The sequence below is a fragment of the Streptomyces zagrosensis genome (assembly GCF_014203645.1).
GTDB classification, from domain to species: Bacteria; Actinomycetota; Actinomycetes; order Streptomycetales; family Streptomycetaceae; genus Streptomyces; species Streptomyces zagrosensis.
Window position 1 is genome coordinate 73,539 of the sequence record NZ_JACHJL010000015.1, and the last position, 17,425, is coordinate 90,963.

General features: G+C 68.9%; 12 protein-coding genes and 1 pseudogene. 7 read left to right on the forward strand and 6 right to left on the reverse strand.

All coding sequences use genetic code 11. The features are described from left to right. The first annotated feature begins 1,254 nt into the window (after positions 1 to 1,254). Positions 1,255 to 4,626 (forward strand): tetratricopeptide repeat protein, encoded by a 3,372-nt coding sequence (locus FHS42_RS25490; protein ID WP_184575844.1) that lies wholly within the window; start codon positions 1,255 to 1,257, stop codon positions 4,624 to 4,626. A gap of 516 nt (positions 4,627 to 5,142) precedes the next feature. Here the strand turns inward: FHS42_RS25490 and FHS42_RS25495 are convergent. Together FHS42_RS25495 and mca are read right to left on the reverse strand one after the other, a co-directional pair. After that, positions 5,143 to 5,397: an RAMP4 family protein gene (locus FHS42_RS25495; protein ID WP_184575845.1), complete on the reverse strand. Its 255-nt coding sequence runs from the start codon at positions 5,395 to 5,397 to the stop codon at positions 5,143 to 5,145. 4 nt (positions 5,398 to 5,401) lie between these two features. Continuing rightward, entirely contained in the window at positions 5,402 to 6,274 is an 873-nt protein-coding gene (gene mca / locus FHS42_RS25500) for a mycothiol conjugate amidase Mca (protein ID WP_184575847.1), read from the reverse strand. A 109-nt stretch (positions 6,275 to 6,383) separates the two neighbouring features. Between mca and FHS42_RS25505 the strand changes: the two genes are divergently transcribed. Together FHS42_RS25505 and greA are read left to right on the forward strand one after the other, a co-directional pair. Further along, positions 6,384 to 6,791 carry a DUF4307 domain-containing protein gene (locus FHS42_RS25505; protein ID WP_184575849.1) on the forward strand — a complete coding sequence of 136 codons (408 nt, stop codon included), beginning with the start codon at positions 6,384 to 6,386 and terminating at the stop codon, positions 6,789 to 6,791. Positions 6,792 to 7,183: 392 nt separating this feature from the next. Next, entirely contained in the window at positions 7,184 to 7,681 is a 498-nt protein-coding gene (greA, locus tag FHS42_RS25510) for a transcription elongation factor GreA (protein WP_184575851.1), read from the forward strand. Positions 7,682 to 8,011: 330 nt separating this feature from the next. Here the strand turns inward: greA and FHS42_RS25515 are convergent, their stop codons facing one another. From FHS42_RS25515 to ilvA, 3 genes are all read right to left on the reverse strand, one after another. Continuing rightward, positions 8,012 to 8,875, reverse strand: coding sequence for an ABC transporter permease (locus FHS42_RS25515; RefSeq protein ID WP_376772689.1), 864 nt, complete (start codon positions 8,873 to 8,875; stop codon positions 8,012 to 8,014). After that, a complete protein-coding gene (locus tag FHS42_RS25520; protein WP_184575853.1) occupies positions 8,872 to 9,975 on the reverse strand; it encodes an ATP-binding cassette domain-containing protein in 1,104 nt (367 codons plus the stop codon). Before FHS42_RS25520 ends, FHS42_RS25515 begins: the two co-directional genes overlap by 4 nt. Before the next feature lie 957 nt (positions 9,976 to 10,932). Then, positions 10,933 to 12,423 carry a threonine ammonia-lyase gene (gene ilvA / locus FHS42_RS25525; RefSeq protein WP_376772690.1) on the reverse strand — a complete coding sequence of 497 codons (1,491 nt, stop codon included), beginning with the start codon at positions 12,421 to 12,423 and terminating at the stop codon, positions 10,933 to 10,935. A gap of 155 nt (positions 12,424 to 12,578) precedes the next feature. Here ilvA and FHS42_RS25530 point away from each other — a divergent pair, with 155 nt between their 5' ends. The 3 genes and pseudogenes from FHS42_RS25530 to FHS42_RS25540 all read left to right on the forward strand — a co-directional run bounded on the left by FHS42_RS25530 (position 12,579) and on the right by FHS42_RS25540 (position 14,398). Next, entirely contained in the window at positions 12,579 to 13,115 is a 537-nt protein-coding gene (locus FHS42_RS25530; RefSeq protein WP_184575857.1) for a MarR family winged helix-turn-helix transcriptional regulator, read from the forward strand. A gap of 402 nt (positions 13,116 to 13,517) precedes the next feature. After that, positions 13,518 to 14,027 (forward strand): annotated as a pseudogene (locus FHS42_RS37450) (sigma factor-like helix-turn-helix DNA-binding protein); the annotation flags it as partial. 116 nt (positions 14,028 to 14,143) lie between these two features. Continuing rightward, positions 14,144 to 14,398 carry a hypothetical protein gene (locus FHS42_RS25540; RefSeq protein WP_184575859.1) on the forward strand — a complete coding sequence of 85 codons (255 nt, stop codon included), beginning with the start codon at positions 14,144 to 14,146 and terminating at the stop codon, positions 14,396 to 14,398. 264 nt (positions 14,399 to 14,662) lie between these two features. Here FHS42_RS25540 and FHS42_RS25545 read toward each other — a convergent pair whose 3' ends face one another. Next, entirely contained in the window at positions 14,663 to 15,829 is a 1,167-nt protein-coding gene (locus FHS42_RS25545; RefSeq protein WP_184575862.1) for a cystathionine gamma-synthase, read from the reverse strand. A 402-nt stretch (positions 15,830 to 16,231) separates the two neighbouring features. On the opposite strand from FHS42_RS25545, the gene FHS42_RS25550 reads away from it, so the two are divergent. Further along, on the forward strand, positions 16,232 to 17,329 hold the full coding sequence (locus tag FHS42_RS25550) for a hypothetical protein (protein ID WP_184575864.1): 1,098 nt from the start codon (positions 16,232 to 16,234) through the stop codon (positions 17,327 to 17,329). Positions 17,330 to 17,425: the final 96 nt, after the last annotated feature.

Here is a 17,425-nt window from a genome sequence, read left to right on the forward strand (position 1 = left end):
CCCTCACACAGCGGAGTCCCCCCGCCTTTGATCACATCTGATATGGGTCACTGGCGCTCACCACTAATGGCTCGTCATGTCACAGCCCATCTAGAAAAGGTCCCTCAGCGCGGGATGCTCCTTTCAGAGATACGGTACGAGACGGAAGTACCGGTGGCTCTGACGGCTTGAGGACGACACCTTGCAGGTCCTTGGCGATCTGTGGGGCGAGGTCCGCATGGCTAGCCCAGCTGTACCAGTCGCCCGCCGCGAGGTGCCCAGCGTGCGGGGCCTGCTCGGTGGCATGTACATCGATCCGGCGGGTGGGTCGATCGGGCGGGTAGGTCTTCGACGGCGCCACCAGGCGGCTCCGGTCGCATCTTGGAGAACCGGCCACACCAGAGCCGGAGCCGGAGCCTTGGCCGCGCCGCGCCGCGCCGCGCCGCGAAGAGGATGGTGTCGGACTTGTCGCGCAACCACTGCGCGTTGTCGCCATCCAGAGTGAAGTGGTCGGCGACCTCGCCAGACTGAGCCTTGCTCATCCCTCACTCGTGCACTTACCTCAGCCGTCACCTAAGGCAGGCTGCTGGGTGTACGTTCCTCAGCCCAACGCACCTGGTCAGTCCCACGAGTCCGGGAGAAACGGCGGCAATGGCCGGTGCCGCCCCAACTGCTGCTGTTGGTGGACCTGGTTCGCACGACTGACTGCGACCCACCCCGATTGCCGCGTACGTCGGACACCGCCCTCTATGGCTGCGCGTGCGCGTGGGCAAGCCCTGTTACCTCACCTAGCCGCTCATCGTCCGCATAGCCATCGACACCCCCGCGAAATGAGCTCAGTCCAGAGCTACCTAGTGATGGTCAGCCACTGACACCAGTGGCAACTGACATATCCGGCGCTGAGCAATACGGACCCCTCGCGGCGCCGCGCCCTCACCACAGGCGGTGTCGGCCCTAGGCCGCCAGGTGACGGGGTGGTCGGCGAGCTGAAGGTACGGGGACGTCTTGCGCGCCAGGCGTTTCAACATGGGGTCATCCTTCCCCAATCCGGCCGCCGTGGAAGTTATCCACAGGTCCGCGCTGGAGTTATCCACAGGGCTGCCGAATGTGTCGAAGACGAGGAAGACTTGGGACACCGATCGCAAAAGGCGAGGCGGGCAGCGGACAGTCGTGCGGAGAAGAAGCCACGGGGCATCGACCACGGGACACAAGACGCGATAAGTCATCGAGGACACAACATGAGGCAGGGCACGGTCTCTGCCGAAGGGGGAACACATGCCGGGATCAGCGACCGTACTGCGCAACGACCATCGAGCGGAGGCCGAGCGGCTCCTCGCGCGCGCGGTGGAGGAAGAGGTGCGGCGTTCGGGTGGACGTACGGACGGCAGTGTCCTGCTCAACCGTGCGCGGGCCGCGCTGGAGGACATCATGGCCGCCGCGGCCGAGGAGTATGACGCCTATATTCGCGCGTTGGACGAGGCAGAGGCCGGCCAGCTTCCGCTCGCGGCCCGGCTCTCTCGTAGGCATTGGGGCACCCCGGCGCTGGTGACGGCGGTGGCAGCGGCGACCGCCTTCGGCGCCGACCTCGGCTACGGCACTTCGGTGACGACCGCCCTGGGGGCCGGGGTGACCGTGGCGGTGGCCGGCCTTGCCGCCACCGTCGCCAAGCTGACCGCCGGTCACTGGCCGGCGTCCCACCGTCGCGCCGGCCTGCGGAACCAGCCCGGCGGGCCCGAGCAGCTGCGGTTGCAGTGGCTGACGGCGCTTGAGGTGCGCGGCATCCGCCCCTTCCTCGACCAGCATCGTATGACGACCGCCGCGGCACGCGGCAGCAGCGGCCTCGGCGACACGGGCAGCGCTCGGCGGCGAGCCTCGGGCAAACTGGCCCCCGGCTCGCGGGCCCCTCAGTTGCGGGGCGCCGACCGCAGCGCGGCGGCCCGCCGTCGCAGCGTGCTGGAGCAGTCTTTCCAGCATCTGCCGGAGGCACGCGGCCTGCTCGTCGGCCGGCGCGCCCAGCTCGGCCAGATCGCGCAATGGGTACATCAGGCCCGGGCGAGTACGGAGACCAAGGCGACCGTGGTGCTGCTGCACGGCCAGCCCGGCTCGGGCCGCACCACGCTGGCTGTCCACGCGGCACATCAGTTGCGGGACCAGTTCCGGGGCGCCTGCCTGGTGGATCTGCGCGGTGACGGCCACGGCCCTGCGGCGCCCGGCTCCGCCGGCGGGCCGCCCTTGCCGACCCGGGACGCCCTGCTGCACCTGCTCAACCGGCTCGGCGCACCACGCGACCAGTTGCTGTTTCGCGAACGCACCACGCACGATCAGCATCTGCGGCGGTTGATCGAGCTGTACCACCAGCATCTGACGGCGGTGCCGGTCACCATCGTCCTGGACGACGCGTCCGACGCCGAGCAGGTGTGTGCGCTCATTCCCGAGCGGTCCGACAGCCTGGTCCTGGTCACCTCTCGAACCCCGCTCACCCTGCCGCCCGACGTGGCCGCTTGGGTGCATCAACTACCGGTCGGACCGCTGGAGGCGGCGGGAGCCGAGGAGTTGCTACGGGCCGCCGCTCAGCAGGCCCCGGAGGCCGAGGCCGGCAAGGGGCCCGAGCCCTATGACGCGCTGGCCACGGACCGGCTGGCGGAGCTGTGCGGTGGGCTGCCGCTCGCGTTGCGCGTCGCGGGCTCCGCCCTCGGCTCCCGCTCCTGCGATGCGCTCGTCGCCGACCTGGCGGGCTCCGGGCACGCGGACCCGGTGGAGCGGGTGCTGCGGTTGCGTTACGCCGACCAGCCGGAGGGCGCCCGGAGGCTGTTGCGGCGGCTGGCGTTGGCCGGACGGGGAAGCCTGGGCGCGGCCGCCGCGGCGGCTCTGCTCGCGACCGACGACCCCACGGCGAGCCGATATCTGGACGTCCTCAGCCGTGCCGGCCTCATCCAGTATGTGCGCGGCAACCGCTATCGCCTGCATGACCAGGTGCGGTCCTTTGCCCACGCGCGGCTACTTGACGAGGAGGAGCCGAGTGAGCGCAGCGCTGCCCAGGAGCGGTTGATCCGCAGCTACGCGGAGCTGGCGGACTCGGTGATTCGGCTGGTCGATGGCAACACCTCCACCCGTGCCGACCACGCCTTCACCGCAGGCGCCGCAGCGGGGCATGGCTTCAGTTCGTTGGATGCGGCACTGCGCTGGCTGGATGACGAATCCAGCTTCATCACAGCCACGCTGCGGCAGGCCGACGAGGGGGTGGACCAGGCGGCGGTGCTGCACCTGCTGGGCGCGTTGTGCGACTACTGCCTGTTGCGCGGCGACCTGTACCGGCTCGGCGAGCTGAGCGAGTTGTCGAAGGCGGCGAACCAGGGACTTCTCGTACGGTCCGTGCAGTGGCGTACGGGCGTCGCCGCCCGGCAGCTCGGCGAGCTCGACAAGGCACGCACGACGCTTGCGTCGGTGGTCAACCTCTACTTCGAGGCGCACCACCCGGCGGGCGCTGCCCGTGCGCTGCGGGATCTGGGCATCACCTTGCAGCAGCAGGGCAATCTGCCCGACGCGGCGACGAAGCTGCACGAGGCGCTGGCCCTACAGACCGGTGAGGAGTTGCGCGCGGACCGGGCCTGGACCTTGCACGCCCTCGCGGCCGTCGAGCGCGACAGGGCTCACATAGCGCAGGCCCTTGAGTTGCTGGACGAGGCGCTTGAGCTGCATCGCGAAGGCGAGAGTGTGCACGGTCAGGCGTGGGCGCACTTTCAACTAGGCCAGGTCTGCCTGCGCATGGGTGACGTCACGGACGCCGAACGCGAGTTGCAGGACGCCCTGGCGGCGTACGGGCGCACGCATGATGCCCGAGGCGAGGCGTGGGCTCTCACTCAGCTAGCCCGGGCACGGCTGGTGGACCGCGATGCCGGCGCGGCCGTCGAGCAGCTTCGCCAGGCTTTGGCCAAGCATCGGGACAACGAGGATGCGCGAGGTGAGGCGTGGACCCTTTATTACCTGGGCCAGGCGCTTGAGGAACACGGTGACCATGACGCGGCGCTGCGCGACTTGGAGCGGGCCCGGACCATGTTCAGCCGGATGCGCGATGTGTACGGATTGGCATGCGCCCGGCACCACTCGGCGCGAGTGACCCGCGATCTGCGGGCGACACAGACCGGGTCACTGCGCAACAGCGGCTTCGCCCGCCAGTTGTTGCAGGACGCTCGGCAGGACTTCCGCCGGGTGGGGGTGCCGCACGGTGAGGCGTGGTCGTGCGTGGAGCTCGCGGTGATCGACGCCGGCAACTGCAGGGCGCGGCAGGCGCTTGAGCTGGTAGATGAGGCGGTGCGCCTCTTCACGGAATACGGCGACCGGCGCGGGGAGACATGGGCCAGGTTCCTGCGTTGCACGCTGCTGCCGTTCGCCTCGGCGGGCGGCTCGGTCATCGGCGTGGCGGTGGCCCAGGAAGAACTAGCGGGGCTGGCGAGGGAACTCCGGGAAGGGGACTGGGTCGGTGACCCAGCGCTTGAGGGCTACGCGGAGGCGTTCGCCCTCATCCTTGAGCGGGGAGTGGAGCCAGAGACTGGCTGGCAGGCGTGGCGGCTGGGCATGGTGCCAGGTCGTCACGCCCGCGAGATCATGGCCGTGCTCCCCCGCCGAATACAGCCGGACACGGCGTAAGGCCAACTACAGAGCGGGCCGCGCCACCGTGGTGGGTCATGTTGCCCGCGGGAGGCCTGCCCCATCGCCGAGTGAGGCACCTCACACACCGAAATCCGACCACCGGGGCCTGGCTACACCGAAACCGCGTCCAGCGCGCCGCAGCCTCGCACACCGGACTCTTGCGCACTGGAGTCCCGTCCAGCACGTCCGGCGCACTGAAGCCTCACACACCGCTGGCGCACCGAAGCCCCGTACGCCACAGCCTGGCGCACCGAAGCCTGGCGCTTTCGGCTGTCGCCGACATCGGCCCGCCACAGCACCCAGTAGCGGCAGGCCGATGTCAGACGCAGACAGGCGCCTTCACCGTCCGGCGACCCGTGAGGATGCGCGCAAGGAACGGCGACGGTGGAAAAAGCGGGCAGCGATCAAGGTGAGCGCGCGGGAGCCCTTCGGAGAGGCACCTGTCAGGGAACCGAAGAGGTTCCCGCTAGGAAACGCGATGTCCCTGCGGGTACCCGTGCGCGCTCGCGCTCGCTACTTGCTCGACGGCTGGGCCGCGCGGCCCTGCTCAACGATGTCCAGGCTCGCGTCGGCCGGGCCCTCGTCGAAGTCCACCTTCTTCATGTGCTTTGTCATGCTTTTCATCAGCAGCCAGACGGCGGCGCCGATGACCGCGAACACGATGAAGCCGAGAACGCCAGGGGTGACCTTGTTGTCGTCCACTTCCTTGGCGAGCTCGAACACCGGGGACGCGTGGGTCAGGGCGAGGGTGCTAGTCGCGGTCATCATGCTGTCAATTGTTGCGGATGCCCGCGAAGAGGTCGTCCTCGGGGAGGGATGTCGCCACCTTTGACTTCGCCAGCTCGTATTCCTCCGTCGGCCAGACCTCCCTCTGGATCTCCATCGGGACCCGGAACCAACCACCGTCGGGGTCGATCTGCGTACGGTGCGCGATCAGCGCCTTGTCCCGGATTTCGAAGAATTCGCCGCAGGGAACATAGGTGGTCAGCTCCCGTTCGTGCTTTTGGAACTCCTTCCACCGCTCCAGCCACTCCCCGTACGGCGACTCAAGGCCGCGTTCCAGCAGCGCCTCATGGAGCGCGACGGTACGCGGCCGGTTGAAGCCCTGGTTGTAGTAAAGCTTCAGCGGCTGCCAGGGCTCGCCAGCCTCCGGATACCTGGAGGGGTCACCCGCGGCTTCGAACGCCACCATGCTGATCTTGTGGGTCATGATGTGATCGGGGTGCGGGTATCCGCCGTTTTCGTCGTAGGTGGTGATCACCTGCGGCTTGAACGAACGGATCAACTTCACCAGCGCACCGGCCGCTTCATCAACATCCTCCAGCGCGAAGCAACCCTCAGGCAGCGGCGGCAACGGGTCACCCTCGGGCAGCCCGGAATCGACGAAGCCAAGCCACTCTTGTTTAACGCCCAGGATCTCGCGCGCCTCATCCATCTCTTTGGCGCGCACCTCGTGGATGTTTGCCTCGATGTAGGGGTCGCCCTGGAGCTTTGGGTTGAGGATGGAGCCTCGCTCACCGCCCGTGCAAGTGGCGACCAGCACGTCCACCCCCTCGGATACGTACCTGGCCATGGTGGCCGCACCCTTGCTCGACTCATCGTCGGGGTGGGCGTGAACGGCCATCAGCCGTAGCTGCTCAGTCAAGACTCGATCCTCAGTCCTTGGTCAAAGAAGACGCCTCCTATAGTGACCGAAGCTGGGCTGGAATAATTCCGGGATTTCCAACCAGCGACCGGACCAGGAGGAATTGATCATGGCAACGGTGCGCGACGCGCGGCCGGATGGTCGCTATGGGCGCTCCGCTGACGAGCGCGCGGACCGGAAGCTGAAGATCGTTGGAGCGGTGCTCGGCGCGGGGTTGCTCGGCGTGATCGCCTGGGTCGGCATCTCCTACGTCTCCGATCAGGACGTCAGCGGTCGGGTGATCGCCTTCAAGGTGGTGTCGAACGACGCCGTCGAGGTGCACCTGGAGGTCCTCAAGGATCGCGACGGTACGGGGGTGTGCACCGTGCGCTCGCAGTCCGAGGAAGGCGTTGAGGTCGGACGGAAGGACTTCAGGTTCGACCAGCGCCAGAAGCAGGTGGACACGGTGGTCACGTTGCGTACGACAGAGCGTGCGACCAGTGCCGAGCTGGTCGAGTGCAAGGCGTCCGACGGCTGATCTCGCACCGGCACCGGCACCATCACCATCACCGCCGCGCCGCGCCGCCCGGGCACGAAGGCGCACCGCCAAGGCGCGCGGCGGCGCGCTGGCTCTGGCGCGGGGGGTACAGCGGCAAGACACCAAGCCGCGGAGGCCCACCAGTAGGCCGCGGAGGCACTTTTGCCAGGTGGGGAGGCCCTGCGACCAGGTGGGGGCGTGATTCAGGGGCACGACGGCCCGACTGGACCCCGTTCGCCCCCTTTTCTGACGGGATTCCTACGCATTCGGGCCCTTCCCTCCTCCCCGTTTCCGCGCGGAATTGTTAGGCTCGTGGTTTCGCCCACCTTTGAAGGCGCACCCTTTGGAGGAGGGCGTTCATTTGTATATCCCAGCACCGACGAGGAGCACCTGTGACCCAGACCAGCGACAACGTCACCTGGCTGACCCAGGAGGCGTACAACCAGCTCAAGGCCGAGCTGGACTACCTGTCGGGTCCCGCACGTGTCGAGATCGCGAAGAAGATCGAGGCCGCCCGCGAAGAGGGTGATCTGCGGGAGAACGGTGGCTATCACGCCGCCAAGGAAGAGCAGGGCAAGCAGGAACTCCGCGTGCGTCAGCTCACTCAGCTCCTCCAGCACGCGAAGGTCGGCGAGGCCCCTGCGGACGATGGCGTCGTCGAGCCCGGCATGGTCGTCACCATCGCGTTCGACGGTGACCCCGACGACACGCTCACCTTCCTGATGGCCTCACGCGAGTACGCGAGCGCGGACGTTGAGACCTACTCGCCGCAGTCGCCTCTGGGCAAGGGCGTGACCGGCAAGAGGGTGGGCGACAAGGCGCAGTACGAGCTACCCAACGGCCGTAAGGCGGCCGTGAAGATTCTCGCGGCAAAGCCCTATCAGAGCTGAGCCGCCGCGACGGGCCCGCACTTGCGGAGTGCGGAGGCCGGCCCCGAGGGCCAAGCCATCGCGGCGGGCACGACTCCCTCGCGCCCGCGCCGCGGCCCTGACGACGAAGCCCCCGACGCACGACGTCGGGGGTTCAGTCGTTCCGTAGCCGCTATGCCGTGTCGGCGACAACCGCAGCGCCCACGACGCCCACAAGGGCCCGCGAAGCGCACAAGGCCCACAAGGCAAACGGCTCACGAGCAAGGCCGCAGTGGTGGGGTCCGTAGCGAGGTCGTGGCCGGGGAGCTCGTGGCGAGGCCGTAGCCGGCGGGCAGGCCCAGTTGCGTAGAGCTAGGCCGTGGCCGAGCGGTATTTGCGTACCGCGAGGGTGCGGAAGAGCACGATGATCACGATCGACCACAGGACCGAGGCCAGCACTGGGTGCTCCATCGGCCAGGCGTCGGATGGCAGCCCGTCCGGATTGCCGAACAACTGGCGGCAGGCGAGCACGGTGGAGCTGAACGGGTTCCAGTCCGCCACATGCTGGAGGAACGTCGGCATGTTCGCGGTCGGCACGAACGCGTTCGAGACAAATGTCAGCGGAAAGAGCCAGATCAGACCGCCGGATGTCGCCGCCTCCGGGGTACGTACGGACAGCCCGATCAGGGCGCCGATCCACGAGAAGGCGTATCCCAGGAGCAGCAGCAGGCCGATCGCCGCGATGGCCTTCAAAATGCCGTCGTGCGCCCGCCAACCGATGATCAGCGCGACGATGGTCAGCACGACCACGGTCAGCGTCGTCTGCACCAGGTCGGCGAGCGTGCGCCCGGTGAGCACCGCGCCACGCGACATGGGCAGCGAGCGGAACCGATCGACCAGCCCCTTGTGCATGTCCTCCGCAATGCCGGCGCCCGCGCCCGCCGTGGCGAACGTGACCGTCTGCGCGAAGATGCCCGCCATCAGATACTCACGGTAGTCGGCGGCGTTGTTGCCCGGCTCCCCCGGCACGGGGATGGCGCCGCCGAAGACGTACGCGAACAGCACCACGAACATGATCGGTTGGATGACCGCGAAGATCACGACCTCGGGGATGCGGACCATCCGGATGAGGTTGCGCCTGGCAATGACCAGGGAATCGCGCATCGGCTGTACGAGGCCGCCCCGCGCGGGCGGTGGCGCCGTCTTACGAGCTGCGCTGGTGACGGTGGTATTCACTTCGCGGCCTCCCCACTGCTCTCACCGGCATTGCGGCCCAGGCTCGACCTAGCACCGTCGTCCTTCGTGGCGTTCGTGGCGTTCGTGGCGTTCTTCGTGTTCTTCGTGTTCTTCTCGTTCTTCGTGCTCGTCGTGTCATCGGGGCCGTTGTCGGGCTGTGCCTCTGCCGCATGACCGGTGAGCGAGATGAAGACGTCGTCCAGGGTCGGGCGGCGCAGGCCGATGTCGTCGATTTCGACGCCGCGTGCGTCGAGTTCACGAATCGCCTCGGCCAACAACTTGGCGCCGCCGCTGACCGGGACGGTGATCTTGCGGGTGTGGTTGTCCACGCTGGCCTCGCCCTTGCCGAAGCCGCGCAGCACCTCGGCGGCCGTAGCGATGCGCTCGTGGTCGTGTACGACGACCTCGACCCGCTCGCCGCCGGTTTGCGCTTTGAGCTGGTCAGAGGTGCCGCGCGCGATGACCCGGCCATGGTCAACGACGCAGATGTCGTGCGCCAGTTGGTCGGCCTCTTCCAGATACTGCGTGGTCAGCAGCAATGTGGTGCCGCCTGCGACGAGTTCTTGCATGATGCCCCACAGCGCCTGCCGGTTGCGCGGATCAAGTCCGGTGGTCGGCTCGTCCATGAACATCACGGGTGGACTGACGACCAGGGCCGCCGCGAGGTCGAGGCGCCGTCGCATGCCGCCGGAGTAGGTCTTGGTGGTGCGGTCGGCCGCTTCGGCGAGGTCGAAGCGCTCCAGCAGTTCCGCCGCACGCGTCTTCGCGTCGCGCGAGCTCAACTGGTAGAGCTGACCGACCATATGCAGGTTCTCGCGGCCGGTCAGGTATTCGTCTACGGCGGCGAACTGGCCCGACAGGCCGATCACATGCCGTACGTCATTGGGTCGCTTGAGCACATCGATACCCGCGACGACGGCCTTGCCGCTGTCGGGGCGGAGCAGGGTGGTGAGCACCCGGACCGCGGTGGTCTTGCCCGCGCCGTTGGGGCCGAGCAAACCGAGCACGGTTCCTTCGGGGACGTCAAGGTCAACGCCGTCCAGAGCCCTTACCTTGCCGAAGGTCTTCACCAGTCCTTCGGCGTAGATGGCACCTGGCATGAGGTTTCTCCCAGAGTGGCTGGTCAGTAGATCGGTGTACGTGATGAAGCTGGAGGGTCGGAGCAATGGATGGAACGGGGGTGTGGGGCAAAACGGGTGATGGCGACAGGAGGGGGAGTCGCAGGGAGAGAGCGGCCGGGAGGACGGAGAAGCGAGGAGGAGAGGGAGTGAGGGAGTGAGAGGGAGGTAAGGAGTGTGGGGGTGAGGTTCGGTAGGGCTGGCAGCGAGTGGGGTGCGTACCGCCGTGGCGGGCAGCTGGCCACAGTTCCCGCGTGGACGGTTCGCGTACGGCCGTGCCAGCCCGTGCGGCACACGGGACCGATGAAGCAACGGCGGAGCGCGGCGCCAGCCAACGCCCGGCCCATGGCACACGGCACATGGCACATGGCACATGGCACATGGCACATGGCACATGGCACACGATCCGCGCTGCCCGCTGGAGGCCGGTGCTCACCGTTATAGCTATACGCGATATATCGCGTCAATCCTTGCGACAGTGTCGCGTCAAGTGCCCACCGTACGTCCGCATCGCCCCGCCCGCACGCGGTACCGCGCCGCATGGCGCCCGGGTCGCCCCGACCGAGCACCTCACCCGGGTACGCGCCACCGCGCCCCGCCGCTTCGCGCCCCGTACCCGGCGTACACATCCCGACCCGGGTTCCCACCGCGAACCCTGGATCACATACGTCTCGCCTGTCTTACGTTGTCACGGCCAGCACCCACTCGATGGGGGTAGGACGCGGACATGCGTAGGACGCGAACATGTCATGGCCCTGGCAAGCCGCATGTCACGGCCCTGACGAGCCAACGCATGCGCCACACGGCGCGCGCTCCGTCCCGCCGTACGCCCCCCACGGCTCGACTCACGCGGTCCCCCACAATGCACGCCAACAGCCAACAGCCCACGGGCTACGGCTACGGCTACGGCTACGGCTACGGCTACGGCTACGGCTACGGCTACGGGCTAACCGTGTAACCGGCCTCGCGTAGTGCTGATGCAACGTCGGCGCAGTGGCCTGGCCCCTTTGTCTCCAAGTGCAACTCCACCTCCGCCTCGGTGAGTCCCAGCCGTGGATCGGTCCTCACATGGCTTACGTCAAGCACGTTAGCGTCCACCACCGACAACACCCGCAGGATCGAGGCGAGCGCCCCCGGGTGGTCGGTGAGCCGGACGCGTAGCGAGAGATAGCGGCCCGCCGCAGCCATGCCATGGCGCAGAGTCCGCTGCATCAGCAGCGGGTCCACATTGCCCCCCGACAGCACCGCCACCACCGGACCCACGAAGGAGTCCGGCTCGGCGAGCAGGGCAGCCACGGGGCTGGCCCCGGCTGGCTCCACCACCAGTTTCGCCCGCTCCAGGCAAAGCAACAAGGCGCTGGAGAGAGCGTCTTCGGACACCGTACGGATCTCATCGACAAGATCGCCAACGATTTTGAACGTCACATCGCCGGGGCGGCCGACCTTGATCCCATCGGCCATCGTGGTCGGCGCCTCCAGCGCGATCGGATACCCGGCCGCGAGTGAGGGCGGAAATGCGGCTGAACCCGCCGCTTGCACGCCCACCACCCGGACGTCGGGCCGCAGCGCCTTGACCGCGACGGCGATCCCCGCCGCCAGGCCCCCGCCACCGACGCCCACAACAATGGTCCGTACCTCGGGGCACTGCTCCAGAATTTCCAAGCCCACTGTGCCCTGACCTGCAATGATGTCCGGATGGTCAAAGGGGTGGATGAACACCGCGCCAGTCTCGCGGGCGTACTCCTCGGCCGCCCGCAGCGTCTCGTCTACCACCGCACCGCAGAGCCGCACCTCGGCGCCGTAGTCCCGGGTCGCCGCGACCTTGGGCAGCGGCGCGCCCTCCGGCATGAACACGGTTGAGCGCACGCCAAGCAGTGTCGCCGCGAGTGCGACGCCCTGTGCGTGATTGCCCGCGCTGGCCGCGACTACTCCGACCGCACGCTCGGATGCGGAGAGGCCGGCGATCCGTACGTACCCACCACGTACCTTGAATGACCCGGTGCGCTGGAGGTTCTCGCACTTGAAGTGCACCGGCGATCCGATGAGACCGCTCAGGAACCGGCTGCCTTCCAGCGCGGTGACGCGGGCCACGCCGGACAGGGTCTTCTGAGCCTCGCGCACGGCCTCCAGGGTGACGGGCCCCGCGATCACCGGTACCGGAGTCACTGATGCCGGAGTCACTGATGCCGGAGTCGCCGATGCCGGGGTGACCGGCCCCGGGGCATCGGACGTCGAAGTGGCCGGCCGCCCGGCCGCGGACGGTTCGGGCCACCTGGCCACGGGGGGTGCGGGCCCATCAGCCGCGGAAGGGATCGGTTCGCCAGTCGCCGAAGGCGTCGGTTCGCCGTCCGGGGCTGTGCCTCGCTCGGGGAGCCTTGGCCCGGAGGAGGGTCCCGTCTCCCCGTCCTCATCGTCAACTCGTGCAGCCATGGCCCCAAGTCTTCCAGTTCTTCTCGTCGGTGGCCGTCCCACGTGACTCACGGGCCCCATTCGCACGGCTTTACGCAGGGCAGGTACGTGTGGCGCCAGGGCCGCGTACTCTGTCCCCCATCCTTCAGACCACCGCACGAAGTGAGCCCCAGGCCATGCCCACCCATTCGGACATGACGACTGCGACGACGGCCCGGGGGACAACCCCCGGTCCAGAGCCGGAGGAGACCGGCGTCCTCGATTCTCTCCAACACCAAGTAGCGGTCTTCGCCCGACGCGCGGAGCAGACCCGTCTCGGCGGCGTCGGACAGGCCCGCAACTCCATGGACCGCGCCGCCTACCTTCTTCTCAACCGACTTGATCAGGAAGGAGAGATGGGAGTCAAGAAACTCGCGCTCAGCATGGGCATCGATTCCTCTACCGTTACCCGCCAGGTTGCGCCCCTTGTCGATACCGGCATGGTCAAGCGCACCTCGCACCCCGAGGACGGCCGAGCCGTCGTCCTCCAGCTCTCCCCGCGCGGCAAGGCGCGGCTGGAGGAGGTGCGCTCCTCGCGCCGCGCTTTGATGGCGCTGGCGACCGAAGACTGGTCCCCCGACGAACGCGACCAGTTCTGCACCCTGCTGACCCGCTTCAACGCCTCACTCTCGGTCATCCACGGGGCCCCGCCACAGCTAGCAACGCCTTCCTGACCGGCCCCTCCCCGGCCAATGCCGGGGCCTGGACCGACCGGCACCCTGGTGGTGCCCTCGACCTGCGGCCCGCGTGATCCAAGGACCGTACGGCGTGTGTCGGCACCCCCCACCGGAGGAGCCGCTATCCGGCCACTCTCCGTTCCGCGCCCCTGCGGCGCACCCGCCGTTCCGCGCCCCTACGGCGCACCCGCCACGCTCTGGCCGCAATCCGGCCGGACACCAGCGCCGTACCTCGGGCCGCGTCTTGGGCCGCGTCCCGGGCCATATCTCGGGCCGTGCCCCGGCCCCTCCCGGCACTTCCCTGGCACACTCCTGGCCGATCCCGGTGCCAACCCTTGACCGGGCGGCCTCGCTAGCGTGTCCTAAAGAGGACGTGTTCTCACGAACACGGGAGGCACAGTGGGGAAACGACGAGTGGCGCGGGGTGAGCGCCGGGCCCGGGAGTTCGAAGCATTCGTCGCGGGCGCGGGCGGTCGGCTGCTGCATGCCGCGACGCTGCTCACCGGAGAGCCCCCGGACCGCTGCGAGGCGGCCGAGCGCCTACTGACCGCCGCGCTGGCGGGCACGTACGCGAACTGGGACCAACTCCGCGGCGAAGACCCCTACGAACGTACGCGCCAAGAGCTCGCCGCTCGCTTCGCGCACACGGCCTGGCGGCACCGCCTCCCGGGTCCACCCGCGCGCGGGCTGCTGGCTCAACTGACGCCGCGGGAACGGTTGGTGCTGGTGCTGCGGCTGTACGAGGGGGTGGCCGAGGAGGTCACAGCCGCGACGCTCGGCCTGCCCGCGGACCGGGTGCGCGCGATCTGCGCCCGGGCCATCTCGACGATGCGCGCCCGGTCCCACGACGAAACGGGCGCGACGGCGAAGCCGCCCCGTACCGCACCCGCCGCACCCGCCACGCCCACGACACCAGCCGTGCCCGCGACACCAGCCGCACCCGCCGCACCCGTGACACCGGCCGTACCCATCGCACCCCCCGCGCCCCCGACACCCGCAGGCCACTCCGTGGGCGGTCCCGTGTCATGAGCTCCTGGGATCGTAGGGAGGACGAGGTGCGGGAACTGTTGGATGCTCAGCCGCAGCCCGTGGTGCCGTGGGACCTGGCGGCGCGGGCGGCGGTGCGCGGACAGCGGGCGATGCGGCGGCGCCGGGCCGTACACCTGGCTGTTTGGGCCGTCCTGCTCGCCGCGCTCATCACCTTCACGGTATGGGCGGCGCTCACCGAACCGTGGGCCGCATCGCCCCGCACGACGACACCGCCGCTTGAGGGGTGGTGACCAGAGGGACGCGAGGCGAGGCGTGCCATGCCGTACCGAAACGCGGCTTGGCTCGGCTGGCCTGCACCTGGCGTGCCCAAACGTAGCGTGGCGTGATCTAGCCAACCACTGGCACCGGCCGCTGGCACCTGCGAGGCCCTTGCCCCGCAGGTGCAACAAGCCAATCCATGAACCACGCGACTCACGCAACTCGAATGAACCACGTGAACCGCATGAACCAACCGACTAACGAGCAACCAAGGCAACGCGTCGGCCGACTGCGTCCTAGCCCAGTGCCTGCTTGAGGTCCGCGATCAGATCGTCCGCCGACTCGATGCCGACGGAGAGCCGGACCAGGTCGGCCGGGACCTCAAGTGCGGAGCCGGCTACGGACGCGTGCGTCATCCGGCCCGGGTGCTCGATCAGCGACTCGACGCCGCCCAACGACTCGCCCAGGGTGAAGAGTTCCGCCCGGTTGCAGACGTCAATCGCGGCCTGTTCACCGCCCGCGACACGGAAGGAGACCATGCCACCGAAAGCACGCATCTGCTTGACGGCGACCTCATGGCCCGGGTGCTCCTCAAGGCCCGGGTAGTAGACCTGGGCGACCTTCGGGTGGGAGGTGAGGAGCTCGGTGATCCGGGTGGCGTTCTCGCAGTGCCGGTCCATACGCACGGCCAGCGTCTTGGTGCCGCGCATGACCAGCCACGCGTCGAACGGTCCGGCGACGGCGCCCATGGCGTTTTGGTGGTACGCCAACTCATCGGCCAGGCCGCTGTCGGAGGTGATGAGCGCGCCGCCGACGACGTCGGAGTGACCGCCCATGTACTTCGTGGTGGAGTGCACCACGATGTCCGCGCCGAGGGCCAGCGGCTGCTGGAGGTAGGGGCTGGCGAACGTGTTGTCCACGACCAGCCGGACGCCCGCGGTGCGTGCGACGTCGGCGATGACGGCGATGTCGGTGATGCCGAGCAGCGGATTGGTCGGCGTCTCGACCCAGATCAGCTTGGTGTTCGGACGGATCTCGGCCCGTACCGATTCCGGGTTCGAGCTGTCGGCGACCGACCACTGCACACCCCAGCGCTCGACGACCTTGGAGATCAGGCGAAACGTCCCGCCATAGGCGTCGTTCGGGATGACAACGTGGTCGCCGGGGGTGAGGAGGGCCCGCAGCAGGCAGTCCTCGGCCGCAAGGCCGGAGGCGAAGGCCAGGCCGCGGCTGCCGCCCTCTAGCGCCGCCAGGTTTTCTTCGAGGGCGGTACGGGTCGGGTTGGCGGACCGGCTGTACTCGTAGCCGTTGCGCAGCCCGCCCACGCCGTCCTGCTTGAACGTGGAGACCTGATAGATCGGCGGGACCACGGCGCCGGTGGCCGGGTCCGCGGCCTGCCCCGCGTGGATGGCAAGCGTCTCGAAGCTCTGGGATGCGTGCGGCTTAGGGTGCTGGTCAGTCATGAGTCCGAGCGTAATGGTCCGCGTCCGGCCGCCGCCGCTATCTCACGGCTTGGCTCGTGAACGGCGCGCTTACGCTGTATGACGAAGGCCGTGCCACGGGTCCCCACCGCCCCGCGGGCCCGCAGCGGCGCTTGGGCCAGCGCCGCAACCGGTTTCGCGGCCGGCACGGGCCGTGAACCCGGCACCGCGCGGGCCACGGGTCCAGCGACAGACGGCCAGGAGGCACACGGCCACGGAGACGTACGGCCCGCAGCGGCAAACGGCCTCCGGGGCAGGCGGGACAGACGGGCTTACGGAACAGACAGGCTCAGAACAGACAGGCTTACGGGACAGACGGGTTTACGGGCTTACGGACCGCGCCGACGACGGTGCGGCCCCGACGAGATCACACGGGACAGCATCATGGAGTTTCTGCTCATCCTTATCGGCCTCGTCACGATCGGCGGGGTGCTGATCGTGCCGGCGCTGCGACGACGGCGCGGCGGCCAAGAGGCCACGGCGGGCGCGCTGCGGGCCACCGACCCCGGCGAGTACGGCTTCGTGCCCGTCGAACGGCTTGACGTACGGCTGCCGGGGCCCGACGAGGAACTGACCGACACGCTGACCGAGGTGGCCAGGACCCAGGACTGGCGGCCCGTCTCGCGGCTGCTGGCGCACACCGACGCGTCGTCGGAGCTGCGCTGGCAGCGGGTGCAGACGCTGGCGGGCGCGGCCGTGCACGAGCTAGCGCGCACGCCGGGGCAAGGCGGCGTGTGGCTGCGCACGTGGCGCGTCGAGGCGCCCAAGGACCCGGGTGGCGCCGCGGTACACGCGGAGTTCCTGGTTCGCCAGGCGCTGCGGGACACCAGCTCCGAGGACTTCTCCATGATCCTTGAGGAGGCCCGCACGGTGTGCGGCGAGGCGGCGCTGCTGGCGCCGGGCGACCCGGTCCCGTACATCATCGAACTCGGCATCGGCCGCGGCCTCGGCTACCGCCAGGCGGACTTCGAAGAGCTGTGGTCCAAGGTCCGCGACCGGGCCCCGCAGCACATGGGCGCGCATCTGGCCGCGCTGCACTACTGGTGCGAGAAGTGGCACGGCTCGCAGGACCTCGCGGACGAGTTCACCCACAAGGCGGCGGGCGCGGCCCCGGAGAAGAGCCTGCTGCCCGCGCTGCCGCTGTTCGCGGTCTTCGACCATCTGCCGGAGGCCAATTTGGTACAGGGCCTCTACCGCAGCGCCGTCGTCACCCGCGCCATCGAGGGCGCCCTGTATGCGGTACGGGAGGCGCCCGCTGACCACCCGATGTTGCCACACGTCCGTCATCTGCTGGTGTGGTTCCTGGTGCGCGCCGAGCGGTACGCGGAGGCCATCGCCCAGCTCCGCCTGGTGGACGGCCACGTCGGCGCGCTGCCATGGTCCTACGGCCCGGACCCGGCGGCGGCGTACGCGACGTACCGCGCGCTGGCGGTCGCTGGCTGGGAGGGAACGGGCGGCACTCCGGCGACGCTGCCGCAGTAGGCGGGCAGGGGCCCGCCCGCTGTCTGTACGTCGCCGTCGCCTGTACGGGCAGCATGGGCGCGGCTGCGGGCGCGGCGCGGGCGGGCTCGGAATGTG

Bases quoted from the DNA above. Each gene is read 5' to 3' on its own strand.
- FHS42_RS25545 (WP_184575862.1), bottom strand. From the start codon at position 15,829: ATGACTGACCAGCACCCTAAGCCGCACGCATCCCAGAGCTTCGAGACG.
- FHS42_RS25550 (WP_184575864.1), top strand. From the start codon at position 16,232: ATGGAGTTTCTGCTCATCCTTATCGGCCTCGTCACGATCGGCGGGGTG.
- FHS42_RS25520 (WP_184575853.1), bottom strand. From the start codon at position 9,975: ATGCCAGGTGCCATCTACGCCGAAGGACTGGTGAAGACCTTCGGCAAG.
- FHS42_RS25505 (WP_184575849.1), top strand. From the start codon at position 6,384: ATGGCAACGGTGCGCGACGCGCGGCCGGATGGTCGCTATGGGCGCTCC.
- FHS42_RS25540 (WP_184575859.1), top strand. From the start codon at position 14,144: ATGAGCTCCTGGGATCGTAGGGAGGACGAGGTGCGGGAACTGTTGGAT.
- FHS42_RS25490 (WP_184575844.1), top strand. From the start codon at position 1,255: ATGCCGGGATCAGCGACCGTACTGCGCAACGACCATCGAGCGGAGGCC.
- FHS42_RS25530 (WP_184575857.1), top strand. From the start codon at position 12,579: ATGCCCACCCATTCGGACATGACGACTGCGACGACGGCCCGGGGGACA.
- ilvA (WP_376772690.1), bottom strand. From the start codon at position 12,423: ATGGCTGCACGAGTTGACGATGAGGACGGGGAGACGGGACCCTCCTCC.
- FHS42_RS25495 (WP_184575845.1), bottom strand. From the start codon at position 5,397: ATGATGACCGCGACTAGCACCCTCGCCCTGACCCACGCGTCCCCGGTG.